The sequence below is a fragment of the Rhodococcus sp. NPDC003322 genome (assembly GCF_053589555.1).
Window position 1 is genome coordinate 90,680 of the sequence record NZ_JBSFSC010000004.1, and the last position, 21,771, is coordinate 112,450.

A 21,771-nucleotide genomic window follows, 5' to 3' on the forward strand; every position below is an offset into this window, starting at 1 on the left:
TCGGGAACCTTCCCGTGTTGCCGAAGCCCACGAGCTGCTACCTTTCGACTAGGTACTAGTTTTTTCCTAGAAGCATCGGAGTTGAAAGTCTCATGACCGATCTCATCGAAGGCGCCGCGGACCAGGTTGTCGATCGCCTCGACGACGCGGGCCGTGCGCTGCTGTTCACGCAGGCCCGCACCGCGAACACCTTCTCCTCGGCTCCCGTGACCGACGAGGAGCTCGCCGGGATCTGGGAGCTCGCCCGCTGGGCGCCGACTGCCGCGAACACCCAGCCCCTGCGTGTCGTGTACGTCCGCACCGAGGAGGGCAAGGCTCGCCTGCTGCCGCACATGGCCGAGGGCAACCGCGCCAAGACGGAGTCGGCGCCCGCGGTCGCCGTGCTCGCCGTCGACACCGAGTTCCACGAGCACATTCCGGCCCTGCTGCCGTTCCGGCCGGAGATGAAGGACTACTACGCCGCCGACGAGGCCGCACGCACCGGCGCGGGTCGTTTCAACTCCGCGATGCAGGCCGCGTACTTCATCCTCGCCGTCCGCGCCCAGGGTCTCGCAGCCGGACCGATGGCCGGATTCGACGCCTCCGGTGTCGACGCGGAGTTCTTCGCCGACGGCCGGTTCAAGTCGATCCTCGTGGTCAACATCGGTCACCCGGGCGTCGACCCCTGGTTCGACCGGTTGCCGCGGCTGGACCACGACGACGTGATCACCTGGGCCTGACGCCCTCCCGCCCTGAAGCAGCGGCCCCCACGCCGATCCGGTGTGGGGGCCGCTGCGTTGCGAGGCCGAGGTCAGGGGGTGTCGACGTGGCCACCCGGGTGCCGGGCGAAGCGGCCTGCGTCGGCGGGGTGGACCGGATCGTCCGCCGGCCACGGCCAGCCGCCGAACCCGGTGCGGCGGTAGTCGTCGAACGCCTGCTGCAGTCCGGCGGCGTCGTTCATCACGAACGGACCGTGCTGGGCGACGGGTTCGCCGATCGGCCGGCCCTGCAGCAGCAGGATCTTGATGCCGCCGTCACCCGCGGTGAGGGTCACCGGTGCGGCGGCGTCGACGAGCGCCCCTGATCCGCTGTCCACGTGAGTGTCGCCGATCCGTACCGCGGAGCCCTCGTAGACGTACAGCACCCGGTGGGTCTCGGGTCCCGATGCGGCGGGGAGCTCGAAACGTGCGCCGGGCGCCAGGTCGAGATGCCAGATCGCCAGGTCGGAGTCGGTGTTCGACGCCCACGACTCGGGCGGAGGCGCGAGCGGGTCGACCTCGTCGAGGCTTCCGGCGATCACGGTGACCTCGGTGGCCCGGCCGGCGTCGTCGGTCCGCACCACGCGCGGGGTCTGTTCGCTCCAGAACATCGAGAAGTGCGGGTCGGCGGTCTTCGACGACGCGGGCAGGTTCAGCCAGATCTGGAACAGTTCGAGGGGGTTCGGCCGGTCCCGCTTCAGGAGCGGGAACATCTCCGAGTGCGAGACGCCGCTGCCGGTGGTCAGCCACTGCGTGTCGCCGTCGCCGTAGCGTGCGGTGGCGCCGAGGGAGTCGGCGTGGTCGACGGTGCCCTGCCGCACGTATGTGACGGTCTCGAAGCCGCGATGCGGATGCTGGGGGAAGCCGGGGATGTGCCGCCCGTGGTACATGTTCCAGCCCGACGGGTGGCCGAAGTCCTGGCCGAGCGGACGTCCCGCGAGGGAGGCGTCCGGTGCGAGGTCGGCGGTGCCCTCCGGGTAGGCGTCGTGGTGGTACGCGACGAACAGGAAGGGGTCCACGGCCTGCCACGGACTGCCGAGGCGGAACTGCTGAAGCACGGGATCGCTGGTGTTCATGCAACCTTCAACTATCTGTGCGGTTGAGTTGATTCCCGCCCGCGCCGGGCGGGACGCGCCGCATCGGCACGTGGTCGATGCCGGCCTCGATGTGGCCCGGGCCGGTACGGACGAACCCGAAACGGCCGTACCAGGATTCGAGGTACGCCTGCGCGGAGATCTCGACCACGCCCCGGCAGGTGGCCAGCGCCGCCTCGATCAGCTCGCCCGCGAGACCGCGTCCGCGCGCGGTCGCGGCGGTCGCGACCCGGCCGAGGTGGGCGACGGGACCGTCGGTCAGAACCCGCAGGGTCGCGAGAATCTCGCCGTCCTCCTCCGTCCAGTACAGCGTGGTGCTCGGCTCGAGGTCGCGGCCGTCGAGTTCGGGCTCGGAGACGATGCCCTGCTCGTGGACGAACACCTCGACGCGCAACCTGATGATCCGGTACAGCGTCGCCGGCGCGATGCGGTCGAGCGGTGCGTGGTGGATGGTCGGCACCGCCTCATCGTAGGAAGTGTCAGGCCGGTTCAGGGGGTCGGCGCAGCTCGATCAGATCGGTGAGGAAGCGGCTCGCCGCGGTCGCGGCGCGCTCGGGGTCGCCGTCGATCACGGACTGCACCAGTTCGCCGTGCTCGGACTCGAACGAGTTCGCCGCGTCGACGGGGTGCCCGGTGACGATCTGCTCGATCGTGGGGAGAAGGGAGTCGTAGAACTCGAGGTAGACCTCGTTGTGGCTGGCCGCGACGATCGCCCGGTGCAGTGCGACGTCGGCGGTGACCGCGGCCCGCCGGTCGTCCGGGGTCATCGGTTCGGTGCTGCGCCAGAGGAGGTTTCGCTTCTCCAGCAGCGCCCGGAGGTTCTCGACGTCGCCCTCGTCGCGGCGGCGGGCGGCGAGTGCGGCGGCGGTGACGTCGAGGGCCTGGCGCAGCTCGAGCACGTCCCTCTCGTGGGCCGACGCGAAGTACTTGCCGAGTGTGCAGCCGAGGTCGCTGGTCGCGATCACATAGGTGCCGGATCCCTGTCGTCGCTCGAGCATGCCGGCGTGCGCGAGGGCCTGAACCGCCTCGCGAATGGTGTTGCGGCCGGTTCCGGTCAACTCGGCGAGCTCGGGTTCGGTGGGGATCCGGCTGCCGACGGGCCAGCGCCCGGATGTGATCTCGGCGCGGAGTTGCTCTGTGACCTGCGCGATCAGACTGGTACGGCGAACGGGTTGCACGGTGGCCTTTTCTCCGGGCGGGTGGGACGGCGCCGAGTTTAGTCGTTTGCCCGGATTCATCCAGTCATCCTATGATTTCTGGATTCCGCGTGAGTTCGACGACATGTGAGGTGAGTGGTGGCGGTGCAGGACACGAGACGGTCCGACTCGGAACCGTCGACGCAGGGGCTGTCGACGCGATCCCTGGTCGCCGGACGGCTCACCGTTCTCGTCGCGATCGTGCTCTCCGCCCTCACCCTGCGTATCGCGGTCACCTCGCTGACCCCGCTGCTCGACGAGATCGGGGCCGAGATCGGCTTCGACTCCACGGTCATCGGTGTCTTCGGCATGCTGCCGACCGCGATGTTCGCGGTGTTCGGCCTGCTCACCCCGCGCCTGACCGTGCGGTTCGGGCTCGAACGGGTCGCGTTGACGGCGATGGTGATGACCGCCGTCGGACTGGGAACCCGCGCGGTGATGTCCGGGACGGCCGGGTTGCTGGTGTTCTCCGCGCTCGCGCTCGGCGGCATGGGTATCGGCAATGTCGTGATCCCGCCGCTGGTCAAGCGGTACTTCTCCGACCGGCTCGGGGCGGTGAGCACCGTCTACATCCTGTGCGTGCAGATCGGCACCATGGTGCCGGCCGCGGTCGCGGTCCCGCTCGCCGACGCGTTCGACTGGCGGGTCTCGCTCGGCGTGTGGACCCTGCTTCCGGTCGCCGCCGCGCTGCCCTGGATCTCGGTGGTCGCCTCCCGCCGCGGCCGGGATGCCCGGGACGTCACCGCGGGGCCTTCCGCCGCGGACGAGGAGCCGCGGGGACAGGTGTGGCGTTCGCCGGTGGCGTGGGGCATGGCCGGGATGTTCGGCATGACGTCGCTGATCACCTACTCGATGTTCACCTGGATCCCGAAGATCCTCGCCGAGGCCGGCGCGAGTGCCGGATTCGGCGGATCCATGGTTGCCCTGTTCAGCGCGGTCGGGTTCATCGCCGCGGTCGGGGCCCCGTCGCTGTGCATTCGCATCGCCAACCCGTACCCGGTGGTGCTCGCCTGTGGGGTCGCCTACCTGATCGGGTTCGCCGGACTGCTGTGGGCGCCGATGACCGCGCCGCTGCTGTGGATCGTGGCCGTCGGCCTCGGTCCGAGCACGTTCCCGATGTCGTTGACGCTGATCAACCTGCGCACCCGCACCGGCGCCGGTTCCGCCGCCCTGTCCGGATTCACGCAGGGTCTCGGTTACACGGTGGCCTGCATCGGACCGCTGATGTTCGGTGTCCTGCACGACCTCACCGGCGGCTGGACGTGGCCGTTCGCCCTGCTCCTGGTCGCGGTCGGGGTGGTCATGGTCGCCGGGTACGTGGCGTGCAAGCCGCGGTTCCTCGAGGACAGCTGGGCCCCCGATGCGGGCCGAGGCGTGGATCACACCGCGTAACACGCCGTTCACCTGCGCAAATGTTCTCACACCGGGCCTGAACGTGGGGTGAGAGCAAGTTCATTGCGGGGTCACCGACGGCAGCACCGGGGCAACATCGCGCTCGTAGTTTCTGGGTCATCCAATCCAACGAGGAGGCCCGGTGACCACACGTTCGGACGACGCCACGGCAATGACCGTCGGCGTCGACGCGCCCGCGTCGACGCCCAAGCACCACATCGCGTACTGGGACGCGGAGGACGTCGAGGCATGGGAGGCCGGCGGCAAGGACGTCGCCAAGCGCAACCTGATCTGGTCGGTGGTCGCCGAACACGTCGGGTTCTCGGTCTGGTCGATCTGGTCGGTGATGGTGCTGTTCATGCCGACCGACGTCTACGGCATCGACGCGGCGGGCAAGTTCTTCCTCGTCGCGGTGCCGACACTGGTCGGGGCGGTCCTGCGCATCCCGTACACCGTCGCAACCGCGCGGTTCGGTGGCCGTAACTGGACGGTCTTCAGCGCGCTGGTGCTGATGGTGCCGCTGCTCGCGACGCTGTACCTGATGCTCAATCCCGGCTTCTCGTACACGACGTTCCTGCTGGTGGCCGCGCTCGCCGGCGTCGGCGGCGGCAACTTCGCCTCCTCGATGACCAACATCAACGCGTTCTACCCGCAGCGACTGAAGGGCTGGGCGCTCGGGCTCAACGCCGGCGGCGGCAACATCGGTGTGCCCGTGGTCCAGCTCATCGGCCTGCTGGTGATCGCGACGGTCGGCAACACCGAGGCGTGGATCGTCTGTGCGATCTACCTCGCCCTGTGCGGTGTCGCGGCGGTCGGTGCCGCACTGTTCATGGACAACCTGGGCAACCAGAAGGCCGACCTCCGGGCGATGGGGCAGACGCTGCGATTCGGCGACTCGTGGGTCATCGCCTTCCTCTACATCGGCACCTTCGGCTCGTTCATCGGATACAGCTTCGCGTTCGGCCAGGTCATGCAGATCAACTTCCTCGCGGGCGGCGACACCCCGGCGCAGGCCGCACTGCACACCGCGCAGATCGCGTTCATCGGCCCGCTGCTCGGCTCGATCGCGCGCCCGTACGGCGGCAAGCTCGCCGACCGCATCGGCGGCGGCAAGATCACCCTGTACACGTTCGCCGCGATGACCCTGGCCGCCGGACTCCTGGTCACCGCGAGCACGCTCGACGATCGGACCGCCGGCGCGGCGAGCACCGGTGTGCTGGTGACCCTGGTGCTCGGCTTCATCGCCCTGTTCCTGCTCTCCGGCCTCGGCAACGGGTCCGTCTACAAGATCATTCCGTCGATCTTCGAGGCCAAGGCCCAGGGGCTCGACCACCTGGACGCCGAGCAGAAGGCGACCTGGTCGCGGAACATGTCCGGCGCGCTGATCGGCTTCGCCGGCGCCATCGGCGGTCTCGGCGGTGTTGGCATCAACCTGGTGCTCCGCGCGTCCTACAACAGCGACGCCAAGTCGGCGACCATGGCGTTCTGGGTGTTCCTCGCCTTCTACGTGGCCTGCATGGTCGTCACCTGGGCGGTGTTCATGCGGCGCCCGTCCGAGCGCACGCACGCCGCCGGCGCCAAGTCCCCGGCACTGGTCACCGACTGAGGCGGTTCGCACATGCTGGTTTCCACCCCCACCCACTGTCCCTACTGCGGGCTGCAGTGCGCGATGACGATCTCGCGTGATTCTGCCTCCGCGACTCCCGGAGCCACGGCGGCCGTCACCGGCCGCAGCTTTCCCACCAACCGGGGTGGGCTGTGCCAGAAGGGCTGGACCAGCGCGGAACTGCTGCGCAACCCGAATCGGCTGACCGCCCCGCTGGTGCGGCGGGGCGGTCGGCTGCGGCCCACCACGTGGGAGCATGCCCTCGACGTCGTCGCCGACGGCTTCGCCGCCGCGCAGGCCGCGGCGGGCAGGGATGCGGTCGCGATCTTCGGCGGCGGGGGGCTGACCAACGAAAAGGCCTATCTCCTGGGCAAGTTCGCTCGTGTCGCACTCGGTACCTCGAACATCGACTACAACGGGCGGTTCTGTATGTCTTCCGCGGCCGCGGCGGCGGGCAAGGCCTTCGGCCTCGACCGCGGCCTGCCGTTCCCGGTGCGCGATCTCACCTCCGCTCGCGCCATCCTGGTGCTCGGGGGGAATGTCGCGGAGACGATGCCGCCCTTCCTCGGACACCTCGCGGCGGCCGCCGAGGCCGGCGGCCTGATCGTCGCGGATCCGCGACGGACCGCGACCGTGGAGCGGGCGCTCGCCGGCGGGGGCATCCACCTGCAGTTGCGGCCCGGCACCGATCTGCCCCTCGCGTTGGGTCTGCTGCACATCGCCGTTCTCGACGGCCGGATCGACCGCGGCTACATCGCCGAGCGCACGGAGGGTTTCGACGACGCCTGGCTCGCGGCCGCGCAGTGGTGGCCGGAGCGGACCGAGCGGGTCACCGGGGTGTCCGTCGCGCTGCTGCGCAGGACGGTCGAGATTCTCTGGCGGGCACGGCAATCCGACTCGGGCTCGTACATCCTCACCGCCCGCGGGGCCGAGCAGCACGCGACCGGCACGGACACCGTTTCCGCGGTGATCAACCTGGCGCTCGCGTTGGGGCTGCCCGGCCGGCGCGGCAGCGGGTACGGCCCGATCACCGGGCAGGGCAACGGGCAGGGCGGCCGCGAACACGGCCAGAAGGCGGACCAACTGCCCGGCTACCGCAAGATCACCGACCCCGCCGCGCGCGCCCACGTCGCCGGGGTGTGGGGCGTGGACCCCGACTCGCTGCCCGGTCCCGGCCGCAGCGCCTACGAACTGCTGGACTCGCTCGGCACGCCCGAGGGTCCGCGGGCGCTGATGGTGCACGGCGCCAACCTCGCCGTGTCCGCGCCGCGCGCGGGACACGTCACCGACCGGCTCGCTGCGCTGGACCTGTTGGTGGTGAGCGACTTCCTGCTCTCCGAGACCGCGGCGATGGCGGACGTGGTGCTCCCGGTGCTGCAGTGGGCGGAGGAGGAGGGCACCATGACCAGCCTCGAGGGCCGGGTCCTGCGTCGCCGAGCCGCCGTTCCCGCCCCCGCCGGACCCCGTTCGGAACTCGAGGTGTGGGCGGAGCTGGCGCGCCGCCTCGGCCAGCCCGAGGGGCGATTCCCCACCGACCCCGGTGTCGTGTTCGAGGAGCTGCGCGCCGCGTCCGCCGGCGGCATCGCCGACTACTCCGGTGTCAGCTACGAACGGCTGGACGCCGACGAAGCACTGCACTGGCCGTGCCCGGCAGGCACCGACGCGGACGGCGCCCACCCCGGCACGCCGCGAGTGTTCCTGGACCGCTTCGCCACCGACGACGGCCGGGCCCGGTTCGTGGCCGTCGAACACGACGGACCCGCCGAGTCCGTCGACCCCGACTACCCGCTCGTTGCGACCACCGGCCGGGTGCTCGCGCACTACCAGTCCGGTGCGCAGACCCGCCGGATCGCCGAACTCTCGGCCGCCGCGGGCCCGATGTTCGTGCAGATGCACCCGGACACCGCCACCCGGATGGGCCTGGTCGACGGTCGGATGGCGGCGGTGCGCAGCCGCCGCGGCCGGGTGCTCGCGACGGTCCGCTGCGACGACGGGATGCGCCTGGACACGGTGTTCCTGCCGTTCCACTTCGCGGGCGACGAGCGGGCGAACCTGCTGACCAACCCGGCGCTGGACCCGACCAGCCGGATGCCGGAGTTCAAGGCGTGCGCGGTGACGCTCGAGCCGGCAGCCGAAAAGGAGGCGGTGGCATGAGCACGGACCGGAAGCGAATCGTGGTGGTGGGCAACGGGATGGCCGGTTCCCGTGTCGCCGAGGAGCTGCGGCGACGCGACCCCGAGCATGCCCGGCTGGAGATCGTGGTGATCGGCGGCGAGCCGCACCCCGCCTACAACCGGATCCTGCTGTCGAACGTGCTCGCCGGATCGATCACCGCCCGCGACACGCGGCTCAAGCCGGACGGCTGGTGGGACCGGCACGGCATCGAGGTGCGCTCGGGCGTCCACGTCACCGGCGTCGACACCGAGACCCGCACCGTCGGGTGCGACGACGGCAGCGAGCTCGGCTACGACGAACTGATTCTCGCGACCGGCAGCCGATCCTTCCTGCCGCCGATCGAGGGTGCGGTGCTCCCGGACGGAACCCTCGCCGACGGTGTGGCGGCGTTCCGCACCATCGGCGACTGCGAGCAGATCGCGGCCGCCGCCGAGAGCGGCGGGAAGGCGGTCGTGCTCGGCGCCGGGCTGCTCGGCCTCGAGGCCGCGCGCGGGCTCCTGCTGCGCGGCATGGACGTGACCGTGGTGCACCCCAAGGATTTTCCGATGGAACGCCAGCTCGATGCAGGGGCGGGTGCCGTGCTGGTGCGGGTACTCACCGAGCTCGGCATGGCCGTGGTCCTCGGCAGGCGGGCCGTTGCCCGCGACGTCGACGCGGTGATCCTCGACGACGGCACCCGGCTGCCCGCCGACCTGCTGGTGCTCTCCGCAGGGATCCGGCCCGAGGTCGAGTTGGCCCGGAGCGCCGGGATCGACGTCGATCAGGCGATCGTGGTCGACGACCACCTGCGCACCAGCGCGCCGCACATCTCCGCGATCGGCGAGTGCGCGCAGCACCGCGGCGAGGTCTACGGCCTCGTGCAACCGGGATGGGAACAGGCCGGGGTCGTCGCGGAGCGCCTGGCGGGCAAGGACGCCGCGGCCCGCTACGACGGCACCGCGAACGTCACCCGGCTCAAGGCCCACGACATCGACCTGGCGTCGATGGGGGAGATCGACGCCGACCTGCACTCCGCGCACAGCGAGGTGCTCACCGTCGCCGACCCCACCCGCGGCCGCTACGCGAAGCTCGTCGTCCGCGACGACCGGGTCGTCGGAGCGGTACTGCTGGGCAACCCGGACGTCGTGGGCACACTGACCCAGTTGTTCGACGCCCGGCTGCCGGTCCCGGCGGACCGGATGTCGCTGCTGATCGGCCGCGGCTCCGGCACGGGCGGCGAGATCGCCAGCCCCGCAGGCATGCCCGGATCCGCGGTGATCTGCCGATGCAACTCGGTCACCAAGGCACAGCTGACCGGCTCGTGGAAGCAGGGCGCGCGGACGGTTGCCGCGATGGCGACCGCGACCCGCGCGACCACCGGCTGCGGCGGCTGCAGCTCGGCGGTGCAGGGCATCTGCGAATGGCTGCGCAACTCGGACCCGCAGGACACCGAAGACAGCGTCACAGGATCGATCGAGGAAGAAGGTGCGGCATGAGCCCCCAGTCTGTTGCGAGTGCCAGGTCTGTTACGAGTGCTCGGTCCGTCGTGGTGGTTGGCCACGGAATGGTCGGACACCGGTTCGTGGAGGCGTTGCGGGCGCGCGACGAGTCGGGGCAGTGGAACGTCACCGTCCTGTGCGAGGAAGCGCTACCCGCCTACGACCGGGTCGGCCTGTCCTCGTACGTCGGAACCTGGGACCCCAAGGAACTCGCACTCGCAGGCAACGACTACGCCGGCGACAACCTGGTCGACCTGCGGACCGGCGTCCGCGCCGACACCATCGACCGCGCGGCCCGCACGATCACCACCTCGGCAGGCGACACCCTGGCCTACGACGCCCTGGTGATGGCCACCGGCTCGTACGCGTTCGTGCCGCCGGTCCCCGGGCACGACCGGCCCGAGTGCTTCGTGTACCGCACCCTGGACGACCTGGACGGCATCCGCGCCCGCGCCGAGGCGGCCGGTCCCGGTGCGGTCGGTGTCGTGGTCGGCGGCGGCCTGCTCGGTCTCGAGGCCGCGAACGCGTTGCGGCTCATGGGGATGACCCCGCACGTGGTGGAGTTCGCGCCGCGGCTGATGCCGTTGCAGGTCGACGAGGGCGGCGGCGCGCTGCTGGCCCGACTTGTCGAGAGCCTCGGGGTGGCCGTGCACACCGGTGTCGGTACCGCGGCGATCACCGAGGGGCCGGCGGGCCTGAGCGTTGAGCTCTCCGACGGGTCGGTCATCGACGCGGCGCTGCTCGTGTTCTCCGCCGGCGTCCGCCCGCGGGACCAGCTCGCGCGGGACGCCGGCCTCGATGTCGGGGAGCGCGGCGGCATCCTCACCGACCTCGGCTGCCGCACCTCCGACGAGTCGATCTACGCGGTCGGCGAGTGCGCGGCCGTCGAGGGCACCTGTTACGGCCTGGTCGCTCCCGGCTACACCACCGCCGAGGTCGTGGCGGACCGGATGCTCGGCGGTGCAGCGGAATTCCCGGGCGCCGACCTGTCGACCAAGCTGAAGCTGATGGGAGTCGACGTCGCGAGTTTCGGCGACGCGCACGCCCGGACCGCCGGTGCACTCGAGGTGGTGCTCTCCGATGCGGCGAAGGGCACCTACGCCAAGCTCGTGGTCTCCGACGACGCGAAGACACTGCTCGGCGGCGTTCTCGTGGGTGACGCGTCGGCCTACGCCTCGTTGCGGCCGTTGGTCGGTCGTGAGCTGCCGGGCGACCCGGCCGCGCTGATCTCGCCGGCAGGCGAGAAGCCGGGCGCCGGGGCACTGCCCGACGACGCCGAGGTCTGCTCGTGCAACGGCGTCACCAAGGGCTCGATCTGCGGTGCCATCGCCGAAGGCGCCTGCGACATCGCCGCGGTCAAGTCCTGCACCAACGCCGGCACCACCTGCGGTGGCTGCCTGCCGACGATCAAGCAGCTGCTCGCGTCGTCGGGTGTGGTGATGAGCAAGGCGCTGTGCGAGCACTTCGAACAGTCGCGGGCGGAACTGTTCGAGATCGTGCAGGCCACCGGCACCCGCACCTTCTCCGCGCTGATCACCAAGTACGGAAAAGGATCCGGCTGCGACATCTGCAAGCCGGTGGTGGCGTCGATCCTCGCCTCCACGGACTCGGATCACATCCTGCACCGCCAGCAGGCGGGCCTGCAGGACACCAATGACCACTTCCTTGCCAACATCCAGAAGAACGGCACCTACTCGGTGGTGCCGCGGATGCCCGGTGGGGAGTGCACCCCGGAGCAACTGATCGTGATCGGCGAGGTGGCCCGCGACTTCGGGCTGTACACCAAGGTCACCGGCGGCCAGCGGATCGACCTGTTCGGCGCCCGGGTCGAGCAGTTGCCGGCGATCTGGAAGCGGCTGGTCGACGCGGGCATGGAATCCGGTCAGGCGTACGGCAAGTCGTTGCGCACCGTGAAGAGCTGCGTCGGCTCCACCTGGTGCCGCTACGGCGTGCAGGACTCGGTGGGGATGGCGGTGAACCTGGAGAACCGGTACCGCGGCCTGCGGTCACCGCACAAGATCAAGTTCGGTGTCTCCGGCTGCGCCCGCGAGTGCGCGGAGGCCCGGGGCAAGGACGTCGGCGTCATCGCCACCGAGAACGGCTGGAACCTCTACGTCGGCGGCAACGGCGGCCAGTCGCCCAAGCACGCGCAGCTGCTCGCCGGTGGCCTCGACGACGAGACGCTGGTCAAGTACATCGACCGGTACCTGATGTTCTACATCCGCACCGCGGACCGGTTGCAGCGCACCGCGCCGTGGGTGGAGGCGATGGACGGGGGACTGGACCACCTCAGGGAGGTGGTCTGCGAGGACAGCCTCGGCATCGCCGAGGAGCTGGAGGCGGCCATGGCCAAGCACGTCGACGGCTACCGGGACGAGTGGGCGGGCGTACTCGACGACCCGGAGAAGCTGTCGCGGTTCGTCTCCTTCGTCAACGCGCCCGAGGAAGCCGACCCGACGGTCGCGTTCGACGAATCCGGAGTCCGCAAGGTCCCGGTGCTGATGGGTCTGCCCGCGATGCCCCGGTAGCCGCAACCCCGCCCGCTGCTTACCGCGAGGGAATCGTGCCTTAACGCCGGGGTAACACCAGCTCCGTAGAAATGAAGACCTGCTGTTACAGGGAGGACGGCCGATGACCGTTATCGATTCACATGCGCAGACCGTCACCGGATCGGGACGCGACAGCGTCGCCGACGGACGACTCGAATGGACCTCGGCGTGCCCGCTGAGCCGCCTCATCCCGGGGCTGGGCGTGGCGGTGCTGCTTCGCGGAGGCGAGCAGGTGGCGCTGTTCCTGCTCGACGACGGCACGCTGCGCGCGGTCGGCAACATCGACCCGTTCGGCCGCGCCGCGGTGATGTCGCGCGGACTGGTGGGGGACCGGGCCGGGGAACCGACGGTCGCGTCACCGCTGCTCAAACAGGTTTTCTCGCTCGTCGACGGCCGCTGCCTCGACGATGAAGAGATGCGGCTGCCCGTCTACGACGTGCGGGTCTGGGGCGGTGTCGTGCAGGTGCACAGCCCGCTGCAGGCCGGTGTGGGCACCGCGTGACGACGGCGATGGCACAGGCACAGGCTTCCCGCGGCGAGCCGCTCGGTGTTTCCGGTGGCGAACCGCTCCGGGGCCCCGGCGGTGACCCGCTGAAGGGGTTCACGATCGGGGTGACCGCGGCCCGGCGTTCCGAAGAGTTCACCACCCTGCTCACCCGGCGGGGCGCAACGGTCGTACAGGCCGCGGCGATCCGCATCATCCCGCTCGTCGACGACGCCGAGCTGGAACGGGTGAGCAGGGAGTTGATCGCGCGGCCCGCGGAGATCACGGTGGCGACCACCGGGATCGGTTTCCGCGGATGGATGGAGGCGGCCGACGGCTGGGGTCTGGCCGAGGACCTGGGACAGGCGCTCGGCCGGTCCAGGATTCTCGCCCGCGGCCCCAAGGCCAAGGGCGCCATCCGTGCCGCTGACCTGCGCGAGGAATGGTCGCCGGCGTCGGAGTCCTCGGCAGAGGTGCTCGACCACCTGCTCGGTGAGGGGGTGGAGGGCAAGCGGATCGCCGTGCAGCTGCACGGTGCCACAACGGAGTGGGAGCCGCTGCCCGACTTCTGCGAGGTGCTCCGACTGGCCGGCGCCGAGGTCGTCCCCGTCCCCGTCTACCGGTGGACCCCGCCGGACGACCAGAGCGCGATGGATCGGTTGATCGAGCTGACCGTCGGTGGCGGTCTGGATGCGGTCAGCTTCACCAGTGCGCCCGCAGTCGCGGCGATGTTGATGCGCGCCAAGGAGATCGGTCTCGTCGACCCGCTGTTGGCCGCGTTCGGAGGTCGGGTGATCGCGGTGTGTGTCGGTCCGGTGACCGCCGCTCCGCTCGAGGCACTCGGCGTGCGCACCACGATGCCGGGGCGGGCCAGGCTCGGCTCCCTGGCCCGGCACATCGCCGAGGAACTGCCCCGTCGTGCGATGAGGGTGAACGCCGCCGGGCACGAGTTGAGTGTGCGCGGCGGGTGCGTCGTCGTGGACGGCGAGGTACGTCAGCTCGCGCCCGCTGCGATGGCGCTGATGCGCACGCTCGCGCGGCGCCCCGGTCGGGTCGTCTCCCGTGAGGAACTCCTCGCGGTGCTGCCCGGCGGCGGGGGCGACACCCATGCCGTGGAGACGGCGATCGCGCGGCTGCGGTCCTGCCTCGGGGCGCCGAAAATCGTGCAGACCGTCGTGAAACGCGGCTACCGGCTCGCGATCGATCCCGCCGACTGCGGCGACGACGACGGGAAGCGGTCGTGAGCCGGCGCGACCGGTGCCGGCCGGCGCTGGTGCTCGTCGCTCACGGCACCCGCTCGACCCGTGGCGTCGACCTGGTCGCGGCGCTCGCGGAGGAGGTCTCGGCATCGGTCGGCATCACCCGGGTGGCGTTCGTCGACGTGCTTGGCCCGTCTCCGGCGGAGGTGCTGCGTGATCTGGGTGGGCCCGCCGTCGTGGTGCCCGCCTTCCTGGCGTCCGGGTACCACGTGCACAGCGATGTCCCGCGCGAGGTCACCGAGTCGGGGCACCCGGCCGCCCACGTCACCCCGGCGCTCGGACCGGACCCGGTGCTGGCGCTGGTGTTGCGTGAGCGGCTCCGCGAGACCGGGTGGCGACGCGGCGACGCGGTGGTGCTCGCCGCGGCCGGCTCGTCGGATCCCCGCGCGCTCGCGGACGTGCAGCGGGCGGCGGCGATGCTCGCCGAGCTGACCGGTGACCGGGTCGAGATCGGCTATGCCGCAACCGCACAACCGCGGGTCCCCGACGTGGTCCGCCGGGTGCGCGAGGCGTCGGGGCGCCGGGTGTTCGTCGCGTCGTACCTGTTGGCGCACGGGCTGTTCCACACCAGGCTCGGGGAGGCCGGCGCGGACGGGGTCGCCGAACCGCTCGGCGTGCACCCGGCGTTGGTGCGCCTGCTGGTGGCGCGCTATCGGGCGGGAGTCGCGGCCGTCGAAGGTGCTGCGCCGCAGCCGCGTTCCACGGTCAGCGAGGCAGCGGAAGCAGTTCCACGACTCCTCCGTCGGGTGTTGCCGGTTCGATGACGGCGAGGGCCTCGGCCCCGACGAGCGCCCCCAGGTGTGCGGTGCGCACCTGATTGACGCCGCGCCAGCTGCCGTCGGGCCGCCGGGTGACCGGCACGATCCGGGGGGTGTCCCCGCGACTTCCGGCGGGCGCGAGTTCTGCGCCGTTGGCGATCACCCCGGTGACCGGCACCGGCCGCGGAGCTCCGGTCAGGGCGGCGGCCACGGCCGGCGCGGTGAGCAGGACCGTCGCCACCGCGGCGAAGGGGTTGCCAGGTAGTCCGAGGACGACCCGGTCGTCCGGCAGCGACGCGACGATCTGTGAGCCCCCGGGCCGGCACCGCACCCGGCTCACCACCGTCCGGGCGCCCGACCGGTCCAGTGCCCGGCGCAGGTGGTCTGCGGCGCCACCGCCGGTGGCGCCGACGATGACGATGACATCGGTGTCGGTCGACCCCGCGGCGAGCAGTTCGTCGAAACCGCCGACGGTGTCCCGGAGGTGGGTGTCGGTGGCAGTGTGCAGTCCGCACCACGAAAGATAATGGGGCAGAACGGGTCCGAGGGAGTCGCGGGTCTGCCCGTCGCGCAGGGGTCCGTCGCGGCGGATCTCGTCACCGGTGACGACGACGTGCGCGCGCACCGGACCCCGAACCAGCAGTTCGGTGACCTCCGCGCTACGGGCGAGTGAGGCGAGCGCGGCGGTGATGGGGGTGCCGCCCACGGCCAGTGACGTTCCGGGTGCCCAGTCCTCACCGCGGCGCCGGGTGTCGTCCCGGTCGGGGGCGTCGGCGGAGCGCGAGAGGGTCTGTCCGTCGAGATCGACGTGCTCGTCACGGATCACGGCGGTGGCGCCGGTCGGCAGGTGCGCACCGGTGGCGATCCGCACCGCGTGCCGGGGGTCGAGGACCACCTCGTCCGCGGAGCCCGCGTAGCGCACGGCGTCGTCGAGACGCCACGGTCCGGGCCCGGACACCGCATACCCGTCCATCGCCGACACGTCGACCCGGGGCAGCGCGTCGGCGGCGATCAGTGGTTGCGCGAGGACGCCCCCGATCGCGTCCAGCGGCGGCAGTTCGAGCGCGGGCAGTGTCTCGATCCGGCGGCGGACGGCCTCGCGGGCCTCGGCGATCGACACCGGTGCGTCGGCGGCCCGCGCGCGTGCGGCGAGGAGATCGGCTTCGGTGTCGCAGTCGGAGATGTCCGTCATTGCCACTGTCGTCACGTTGTCGGGTACGAGCGACTTCATCGGCTGGTTGGGCAGCCCGTCGAGTGCGGCGAGCCGCGAGGTCAGCGCGGCGGTCCGCCACACCCCGAGAAGGAATTGCACGCGGCCGGCCTCGTCCACGGCGAAGGCGGCGTCGGCGCTCGAGGTGTCGACGGCCTCACACAGACGGTCGACCGCCTCCGCGGTCAGTGCCGGAAGGTCGGCGGCCAGCACCACGACGATCGGGCTGTTCCCGACCTCACGCAGTCCGGCGGCGAGGGCCGCCACCGGTCCCGCGCCGCGCGGAGATTCCTGGACCTGGACGACGGCCGAATCGAGTTCGGTGCGAGGCGGTCCGACGACGACGGTGACCCCTGCGTCCTCGACGGCCGCGAGCGCGGTGGCCAGCATGCTGCGGCCACCGACCTCGATCGCGGGCTTGTCCACGCCGCCCATCCGGGTGCCGGACCCGCCGGCGAGGACAATGGCGTCAAACCTTTCGGCGCTCATCGGTCCATCGTCGCACGGTCGCTCCCGGTGCACCTTCTCGCCGCCCACGCACCGGTGAACGTCGGCGAGACGGTGACCGCGAGTTCGGCGCGACGGTCGCCGACGCGACCACGCCGCGGTCGCCGCAGCCCTGGATTCAGCGGCCGTACGAGTCGAGCATCGCCTGCGGAAGAGGTTGCTGCATCACGACCGTGCCACCGTCCCACCGGTAGTCGACCGTCGCCGGACCGCCGGACGGGCAGCAGTTCGCGTCGCCCGGTCCCAACCACCTGTACTGCACGGTCACCGTGTCCGCGGTGGACCCGGCGACGGAGGTGTAGGAGTACGGCTCCGACGTCGCGGTGCCGAGGAACCGGCCGTCGTGGAAGAACACGACGTGTTCCGGGGTACTCGCGGTGGCGCCGGCGGGTGTCGCGATCAGCCAGAGCAGTTCGGGGCAGTTCCCGATCGCGGCGGGGTCGGCCCGGTCGACGATCCACGAGGTGTCGTCGGGGCCGAGGGAGGCCAGCGCGGCGGTGACACCGGACGAGGTCGGGTCCAGACACAGGCCGTTGCCGCTGATCGGGCTCGCGGCCGCGGGCGGTGCGGTGGTGGGCGGCGCGGAGGGCTGCGGCGGCGCGGTTTGCTCGCTCGCCTCCTCGACACTCGTCTCGGCCGGGATGGTCGTGGCTGTCGGGCTCGTCGTGACCGGGTGTGTCGTCACCGTGCCCGAACCGACGTCGTCGCCGCAACCGGCGACCGCCGCGAGGAGGAGGGCAGCGCCCGCGACCGCGGCGAGGGTGGGTTTCATACCGGCTCCCGTGTGTCCGTTGGTCTGCCCGACGATATGCCGGGCCGGGGACGGCGTCGGGTAGGCGGACGTGGGAACGCGTGTCGCCGCCGAGGTCAGCGTGCACCGCGACGGCGGAACACCGGGTCGATCGTGGCCCGGACGAGCGGGCGCAGCGTCTGTCCGTACGTCGCGAACAGCTCGTCGCGGGAGTCGAAGGTGCCGAGTGACTGCAGTACTGCGCCTGAAAGGTCCAGACACGAAGCGGAATCAGTGGCGGTCCAGCTGACGGGGGACCGCGCGGCGGCGTCGAACAGGGTTTCCTCGCCGCTGTTGGTGAACGGCAGCGGTGCCGCGCACCCGGAGTCGGAGAACACGACCGACGCGTCGGTCCACTCGCCGTCGACCAGGAAACTCGGCCACGCGAGCAGCACCCGGTCCGGCACGAACGGCCTCAGGTACCCGAAGCGCGGATACCAGAACTCACCGTGCAGCACGAGGCCCTCGACACGGGTGGCGATGCCCGCCCGCCGGGCGCAGGCCTCCGCCACCGCCAGGCGCTGGCTGCAGGACCCGGCGGTGCGGGCGAGGGTGACGGACGACGGCTGGGTGTCGTCGAGTCCGTACACCGCGGCAACCCGGGCGCCGACGCCCCGGTGCACGGCGCGCAGGAGAGCGGACTCGGATTCGCCGGCCGTGCGTCGCGGGAGGGCGTCGAAGGCAGGGTGACGCCAGTCGAGAATGGCGGTCGGGTCGACGCCGCCGCGCGCGGCCGTCCCGCGGGCGGTCAGGTCCCGGCCCCGCCAGGGCGTCACCAGAGTGCACGTCACATCGAGACGCTATCCCCGTCAGCCCGGGAGCGGCACGTTCTGCAGTCGAACCTGGCCACGGGCGAGGGTCTTTCCGGTCTGCTCGCTCGTGATCGTGACCAGCCACAGCTGTTGCACACGGCCCTGCTGCAGCGGCTCGGCGACGACGAGGGCGCGCTCGCCGCCGGTCGAGGACCGCAGGAAGTCGGTGCCGTTGTGGACACCGACCGCGAACTGGCCGCGGTCGGCGACGGCGGCGCTGGCGCCGATGCTCGCCGCGGATTCGACGGCGGTCGCGTACAGGCCGCCGTGCACGACGCCCCACGGGGTGTGGTGGTCCGCGGACAGGTCGATGTGGCCGGTGACGCGGGTGCCGGTGGCCTCGTCGACGATGAGGCCTGCCGCGGCGACGAACCTGCTCTCGGGGCGGGACGCGACGTCCGCGACGAAATCGGTGGAAGACATACCCTCGAAGCTAACTGCTGAATTCGAAGTTAGCAACCACTAGTATGGCGACCATGGAGTGGCTGGAGATGAGCACCGAGAACTGCTCGGTGCAGCGCACCCTCGACGTGATCGGCGAGAAGTGGACGATGGTGATCCTGCGCGAGGCCTTCAACGGCGTCCGCCGCTTCGACGACATGCGCCGCCACATCGGGATGTCCGAGTCCGTCCTGGCCGACCGGCTCAGGAAATTGGTGGCCGCCGGGGTGCTGCGGGTGGAGTCCTACCGTGAGGAGGGCAGCCGCGCCCGCAACGAGTACCGGCTCACCGAGAAGGGCATGGACCTGCTGCCCGTGCTGATCTCGCTGTTGCAGTGGGGCGACCGTTACTGCGCCGACGACCGCGGCCCCGGCATCGAGGTCCGCGAACGTGCGACCGGTCTGCCCGTGCACGCGGTGGTTCGGCCGGTCCGGGAGGAGGGGCTCACGGCGCGCGAGACGATCGGCGTTCCCGGTCCGGGCGCGCGCCCGCTTGCGGGGTGACGTCGGCGCCCGGAGAGGGCGGTTGCCGGGCCTCCGGCCGACCCGGAAAGCCGAAAGGATCACGGTCGGCGACCACTTCAGGAAACGGCCGTGGGTAACGCTCCCGATTCCAGGGCCGAAAAACAGACCAACTACTACGTACTCGGGGGTTGGGCTGGATGAGGTACTCAGGGTTTGTCGCAGCTTCCGTGCTGGCCGTCGGCTTGGGTGGCGCTCTCGCTCAGCCGGCGGCCGCTCAGGATTTCGGCAGCTTCGGGCAGTACCGGCCGTGCAGCAACCAGTTCCGACTTCCGTGGGAGCCGGCTTCGCGCACGACGAACGTCGTACTCAGCCCGTTCGGCACGGCGAACATGCACTGCGCGTCATGGCACGGCGTCACCGAGATCTATCAGGTCGATCCCTGGGGCAACAAACACCGAATCAACCGGGCGCAGGTTGTCGTGCCCCTACCGTTCTTCGTCTGGGATCCGGCAACGTTCTGAGGGCTCGGTCGAGGTTGGGGCTGCCCGGGCGAGCCTTGGTCGAACGGACCCGGCCGGCGGACGCAGTGCATGTCGCTCGGGATGCGAGGTGCGCAGCGGCGGAAAGGGGTTCGCCGCCGCCGGTCGCGGCGGTGAACACCTCGGCGATTGCGGCGATTCACCGGTCATGGCGTCGAGGACGCATTAATCTCTTTGCGCAGCAATACTTTTGGAATCTGACGGACCGCGAGGTCGGTGGGTGTGTCATGATCGTCGCCTTCGAATCCGAGGCGGGGAGTGTTCGGATTCTGTTGCCGGCACTGGAATTGGCTGACGCTGCACCCCGGTCGGGTGGGCGCCACGGGAGGGAATGACAGGATGACGGGTACGCAGCTTGCGGCGGAGGACCGGGACGGTCAGGGGCATTCCTGGGCGCGGGTTGCACTGCCGGATGGACGTCACGCGTGGGAGGTGCCGGGATCAGCCGGTTCCAGCTTCGAGGACCTTGTCACAACCGCTGCGGCGCAGGTGCTTCCACAGGTCAACCTGGTAACGATCGTGGCTCACGCCGATGTGCCGTCCAGTGGTGCCCTCAGTGTGATCATGCTGCGGCACCCGGGTGGGGCGGCAGTCCAGGTGCACTGCAACGCCGAGAACACCACCTCGAGCATCGTCAATGCGGCGGGATTCGCACTGCTGTGTGAGGCCGTCGTCTCCTCGGGCGAAGTGGTTCCGAAGCCGATCTCGGCTGTGTCGGCGCCGGCAGTGCCGGTGGAGGAGCTTCCCGAGGTGGTCGAGAGCTTCGGTGGACGGTGGGACCCGGAGGGGACGCAGCCCCTCGAGGGCCGGCTGTCGCTCATCGTTGCCGAGGCGATGGGCTACGCACTCGAGGACCTGCCCACCGAGATTCCCCTCATCGAGCTGGGTTTGGACTCGCTGATGGCGGTGCGGATCAAGAACCGCGTCGAGTACGAGTTCGACATCCCACAGTTGCAACTGTCGGCGGTGAAGGACGCAAGCTTGCGCGACGTCGCGACCTACCTGCGCTACGCAGTCGAGAACCGGGAGGAGGTGAAAGCGCTCGCGGCGCAGCAGCAGTCCGAACGCGAAGCCGCACAGGCCTCCGAGGCGGTCGCGGTCCCCGAGGAGTGTGTGGTCGGGGCGCCACCCGAGTCCGGCGACATCGACGTGCCGCCGCGTGACGCAGCCGAACGGCTGGCGTTCGCGACCTGGGCCGTCGTCACCGGAAAGTCCGCGAGGAGCATCTTCGCGACCCTGCCGATCCTCGACGCCGACACCGCCGAGAAGATGGCCGCCCGCCTCACCGAACGTGCCGGCGGCGAGATCGGCGTCGACGACGTCCTCGACTCCGAGACCATCGAGCAGCTAGCCGAAACCGTGCGCCTGCACCTCGAAGACGGCCTCGAGATCGACGGACTCGTCCGCACGCTGCGCCCCCGCGTCGAGGGCTCGAACGCCTTGCCGGTGTTCGTCTTCCACCCCGCCGGCGGCTCGACTGTCGCATACGAGCCGCTGCTCAAGCGGCTCCCCGACCACACCCCGATGTTCGGCCTCGAACGCGTCGAGGGCCCGCTCGAGGAGCGCGCGAAGGAGTATGTTCCGTTGCTGCGCGCGATCCAAGGTGACGGCCCGTATGTGCTGTGCGGCTGGTCCTTCGGTGGCGCCCTCGCGTACGCGGTCGCGAAGCAACTCCGCCGGGAAGGCGCCGACGTGCGGCTTGTCGGCCTGATCGACACCGTCCTGCCCGGGGTGAAGGTCGAGAACACCCCGGAGGAGATCCGGGCGCGTTGGCAGAGGTATGGCGCGTTCGCGAAGAAGACCTACAACTTCGATGCACCGCTGCCGTACGACCAACTCGCTGCCGCCGGTAGCGACGAAGAGCAGATCAAGATCCTGATGGACCTGCTCAAGCTGAGCGGGGCGAAGATCCCGAGCGGCATCATCGAACACCAGCGCACGTCCTGGCTCGACAACCGGGCGGTCCCGTCCACCGACCTCGAAAGCTACGACCGCGACGTCGTGCTCTACATGGCCGAGACCTACCTCGACGACCAGATCGCTCTCGAACCGGCATTCGCGATCCGTCAGCCCGACGGCGGGTGGGGCGAGGCCGTGGAGAACCTGGAGATCGTCCACGTCGGCTGCGATCACATCCAGATCATCGACGAGCCGTACATCAGGAAGGTGGGGGCCGACCTGACGAACAAGTTGGCCGCCATCGAAGGCACGCTGCCCAGTCCATGATCCTCGCGGAGTTGCACACCATGTGCCGTGGGAGACCGGAATCGTCAAGTGGTG

The 21,771-nt window shown here is 70.6% G+C and carries 18 protein-coding genes and 1 pseudogene; 12 read left to right on the forward strand and 7 right to left on the reverse strand.

All coding sequences use genetic code 11. From position 1 onward, the window contains the following. Positions 1-92 precede the first annotated feature (92 nt). Positions 93-719, forward strand: a complete 627-nt coding sequence (locus ACWDUM_RS16645; RefSeq protein ID WP_450134816.1) for a malonic semialdehyde reductase — start codon at positions 93-95, stop codon at positions 717-719. Between the two features lie 71 nt (positions 720-790). On the opposite strand, the gene ACWDUM_RS16650 is transcribed toward ACWDUM_RS16645, so the two are convergent. The 3 genes from ACWDUM_RS16650 to ACWDUM_RS16660 are packed head-to-tail and all read right to left on the reverse strand — an operon-like array spanning position 791 to position 3,009. Beyond that, on the reverse strand, positions 791-1,813 hold the full coding sequence (locus ACWDUM_RS16650; RefSeq protein ID WP_450134817.1) for a pirin family protein: 1,023 nt from the start codon (positions 1,811-1,813) through the stop codon (positions 791-793). Positions 1,814-1,820: 7 nt separating this feature from the next. Further along, entirely contained in the window at positions 1,821-2,291 is a 471-nt protein-coding gene (locus ACWDUM_RS16655) for a GNAT family N-acetyltransferase (protein ID WP_450134818.1), read from the reverse strand. A 19-nt stretch (positions 2,292-2,310) separates the two neighbouring features. Then, positions 2,311-3,009 (reverse strand): FadR/GntR family transcriptional regulator, encoded by a 699-nt coding sequence (locus ACWDUM_RS16660; RefSeq protein WP_450134819.1) that lies wholly within the window; start codon positions 3,007-3,009, stop codon positions 2,311-2,313. Positions 3,010-3,132: 123 nt separating this feature from the next. Here ACWDUM_RS16660 and ACWDUM_RS16665 point away from each other — a divergent pair, with 123 nt between their 5' ends. The 8 genes from ACWDUM_RS16665 (at position 3,133) to ACWDUM_RS16700 (ending at position 14,734) form a co-directional block, all read left to right on the forward strand. Then, positions 3,133-4,419 (forward strand): CynX/NimT family MFS transporter, encoded by a 1,287-nt coding sequence (locus tag ACWDUM_RS16665; protein WP_450135190.1) that lies wholly within the window; start codon positions 3,133-3,135, stop codon positions 4,417-4,419. Positions 4,420-4,591: 172 nt separating this feature from the next. Continuing rightward, the gene (locus ACWDUM_RS16670; protein ID WP_450135191.1) at positions 4,592-6,025 is read left to right on the forward strand and encodes an MFS transporter; all 1,434 of its coding nucleotides are present in this window, start codon (positions 4,592-4,594) and stop codon (positions 6,023-6,025) included. Positions 6,026-6,037: 12 nt separating this feature from the next. Then, positions 6,038-8,179, forward strand: a complete 2,142-nt coding sequence (locus ACWDUM_RS16675) for a molybdopterin oxidoreductase family protein (protein WP_450134820.1) — start codon at positions 6,038-6,040, stop codon at positions 8,177-8,179. Further along, positions 8,176-9,675, forward strand: coding sequence for an NAD(P)/FAD-dependent oxidoreductase (locus ACWDUM_RS16680; RefSeq protein WP_450134821.1), 1,500 nt, complete (start codon positions 8,176-8,178; stop codon positions 9,673-9,675). Before ACWDUM_RS16675 ends, ACWDUM_RS16680 begins: the two co-directional genes overlap by 4 nt. Then, complete coding sequence (gene nirB / locus ACWDUM_RS16685) at positions 9,672-12,206, forward strand: nitrite reductase large subunit NirB (RefSeq protein WP_450134822.1); 2,535 nt, start codon at positions 9,672-9,674, stop codon at positions 12,204-12,206. Before ACWDUM_RS16680 ends, nirB begins: the two co-directional genes overlap by 4 nt. A 103-nt stretch (positions 12,207-12,309) precedes the next feature. After that, positions 12,310-12,729, forward strand: coding sequence for a nitrite reductase small subunit NirD (gene nirD / locus ACWDUM_RS16690; RefSeq protein WP_450134823.1), 420 nt, complete (start codon positions 12,310-12,312; stop codon positions 12,727-12,729). Positions 12,730-12,737: 8 nt separating this feature from the next. After that, positions 12,738-13,955 (forward strand): uroporphyrinogen-III synthase, encoded by a 1,218-nt coding sequence (locus ACWDUM_RS16695; RefSeq protein WP_450134824.1) that lies wholly within the window; start codon positions 12,738-12,740, stop codon positions 13,953-13,955. Further along, positions 13,952-14,734, forward strand: a complete 783-nt coding sequence (locus ACWDUM_RS16700; RefSeq protein WP_450134825.1) for a sirohydrochlorin chelatase — start codon at positions 13,952-13,954, stop codon at positions 14,732-14,734. Before ACWDUM_RS16695 ends, ACWDUM_RS16700 begins: the two co-directional genes overlap by 4 nt. On the opposite strand, the gene ACWDUM_RS16705 is transcribed toward ACWDUM_RS16700, so the two are convergent. From ACWDUM_RS16705 to ACWDUM_RS16720, 4 genes are all read right to left on the reverse strand, one after another. Further along, positions 14,676-16,427: an NTP transferase domain-containing protein gene (locus ACWDUM_RS16705; protein ID WP_450134826.1), complete on the reverse strand. Its 1,752-nt coding sequence runs from the start codon at positions 16,425-16,427 to the stop codon at positions 14,676-14,678. The two genes, ACWDUM_RS16700 and ACWDUM_RS16705, sit on opposite strands and share 59 nt — an antisense overlap. A 136-nt stretch (positions 16,428-16,563) precedes the next feature. After that, positions 16,564-17,217, reverse strand: a complete 654-nt coding sequence (locus tag ACWDUM_RS16710) for an LppP/LprE family lipoprotein (RefSeq protein WP_450134827.1) — start codon at positions 17,215-17,217, stop codon at positions 16,564-16,566. A gap of 95 nt (positions 17,218-17,312) precedes the next feature. After that, on the reverse strand, positions 17,313-18,026 hold the full coding sequence (locus ACWDUM_RS16715; protein WP_450134828.1) for a transglutaminase domain-containing protein: 714 nt from the start codon (positions 18,024-18,026) through the stop codon (positions 17,313-17,315). A gap of 18 nt (positions 18,027-18,044) precedes the next feature. Then, positions 18,045-18,470, reverse strand: coding sequence for a PaaI family thioesterase (locus ACWDUM_RS16720; RefSeq protein ID WP_450134829.1), 426 nt, complete (start codon positions 18,468-18,470; stop codon positions 18,045-18,047). A gap of 53 nt (positions 18,471-18,523) precedes the next feature. Here ACWDUM_RS16720 and ACWDUM_RS16725 point away from each other — a divergent pair, with 53 nt between their 5' ends. From ACWDUM_RS16725 to ACWDUM_RS16735, 3 genes and pseudogenes are all read left to right on the forward strand, one after another. Beyond that, complete coding sequence (locus ACWDUM_RS16725) at positions 18,524-18,991, forward strand: winged helix-turn-helix transcriptional regulator (protein ID WP_450134830.1); 468 nt, start codon at positions 18,524-18,526, stop codon at positions 18,989-18,991. Positions 18,992-19,179: 188 nt separating this feature from the next. After that, on the forward strand, positions 19,180-19,473 hold the full coding sequence (locus ACWDUM_RS16730; RefSeq protein ID WP_450115786.1) for a hypothetical protein: 294 nt from the start codon (positions 19,180-19,182) through the stop codon (positions 19,471-19,473). A gap of 327 nt (positions 19,474-19,800) precedes the next feature. Further along, positions 19,801-21,717 (forward strand): annotated as a pseudogene (locus ACWDUM_RS16735) (thioesterase domain-containing protein); the annotation flags it as partial. Between the last annotated feature and the right edge of the window lie 54 nt (positions 21,718-21,771).

Bases quoted from the DNA above. Each gene is read 5' to 3' on its own strand.
- ACWDUM_RS16650 (WP_450134817.1), bottom strand. From the start codon at position 1,813: ATGAACACCAGCGATCCCGTGCTTCAGCAGTTCCGCCTCGGCAGTCCG.
- ACWDUM_RS16705 (WP_450134826.1), bottom strand. From the start codon at position 16,427: ATGAGCGCCGAAAGGTTTGACGCCATTGTCCTCGCCGGCGGGTCCGGC.
- ACWDUM_RS16720 (WP_450134829.1), bottom strand. From the start codon at position 18,470: ATGTCTTCCACCGATTTCGTCGCGGACGTCGCGTCCCGCCCCGAGAGC.
- ACWDUM_RS16645 (WP_450134816.1), top strand. From the start codon at position 93: ATGACCGATCTCATCGAAGGCGCCGCGGACCAGGTTGTCGATCGCCTC.
- ACWDUM_RS16670 (WP_450135191.1), top strand. From the start codon at position 4,592: ATGACCGTCGGCGTCGACGCGCCCGCGTCGACGCCCAAGCACCACATC.
- ACWDUM_RS16710 (WP_450134827.1), bottom strand. From the start codon at position 17,217: ATGAAACCCACCCTCGCCGCGGTCGCGGGCGCTGCCCTCCTCCTCGCG.
- ACWDUM_RS16675 (WP_450134820.1), top strand. From the start codon at position 6,038: ATGCTGGTTTCCACCCCCACCCACTGTCCCTACTGCGGGCTGCAGTGC.
- ACWDUM_RS16680 (WP_450134821.1), top strand. From the start codon at position 8,176: ATGAGCACGGACCGGAAGCGAATCGTGGTGGTGGGCAACGGGATGGCC.
- ACWDUM_RS16695 (WP_450134824.1), top strand. From the start codon at position 12,738: ATGGCACAGGCACAGGCTTCCCGCGGCGAGCCGCTCGGTGTTTCCGGT.
- nirD (WP_450134823.1), top strand. From the start codon at position 12,310: ATGACCGTTATCGATTCACATGCGCAGACCGTCACCGGATCGGGACGC.
- ACWDUM_RS16725 (WP_450134830.1), top strand. From the start codon at position 18,524: ATGGAGTGGCTGGAGATGAGCACCGAGAACTGCTCGGTGCAGCGCACC.
- nirB (WP_450134822.1), top strand. From the start codon at position 9,672: ATGAGCCCCCAGTCTGTTGCGAGTGCCAGGTCTGTTACGAGTGCTCGG.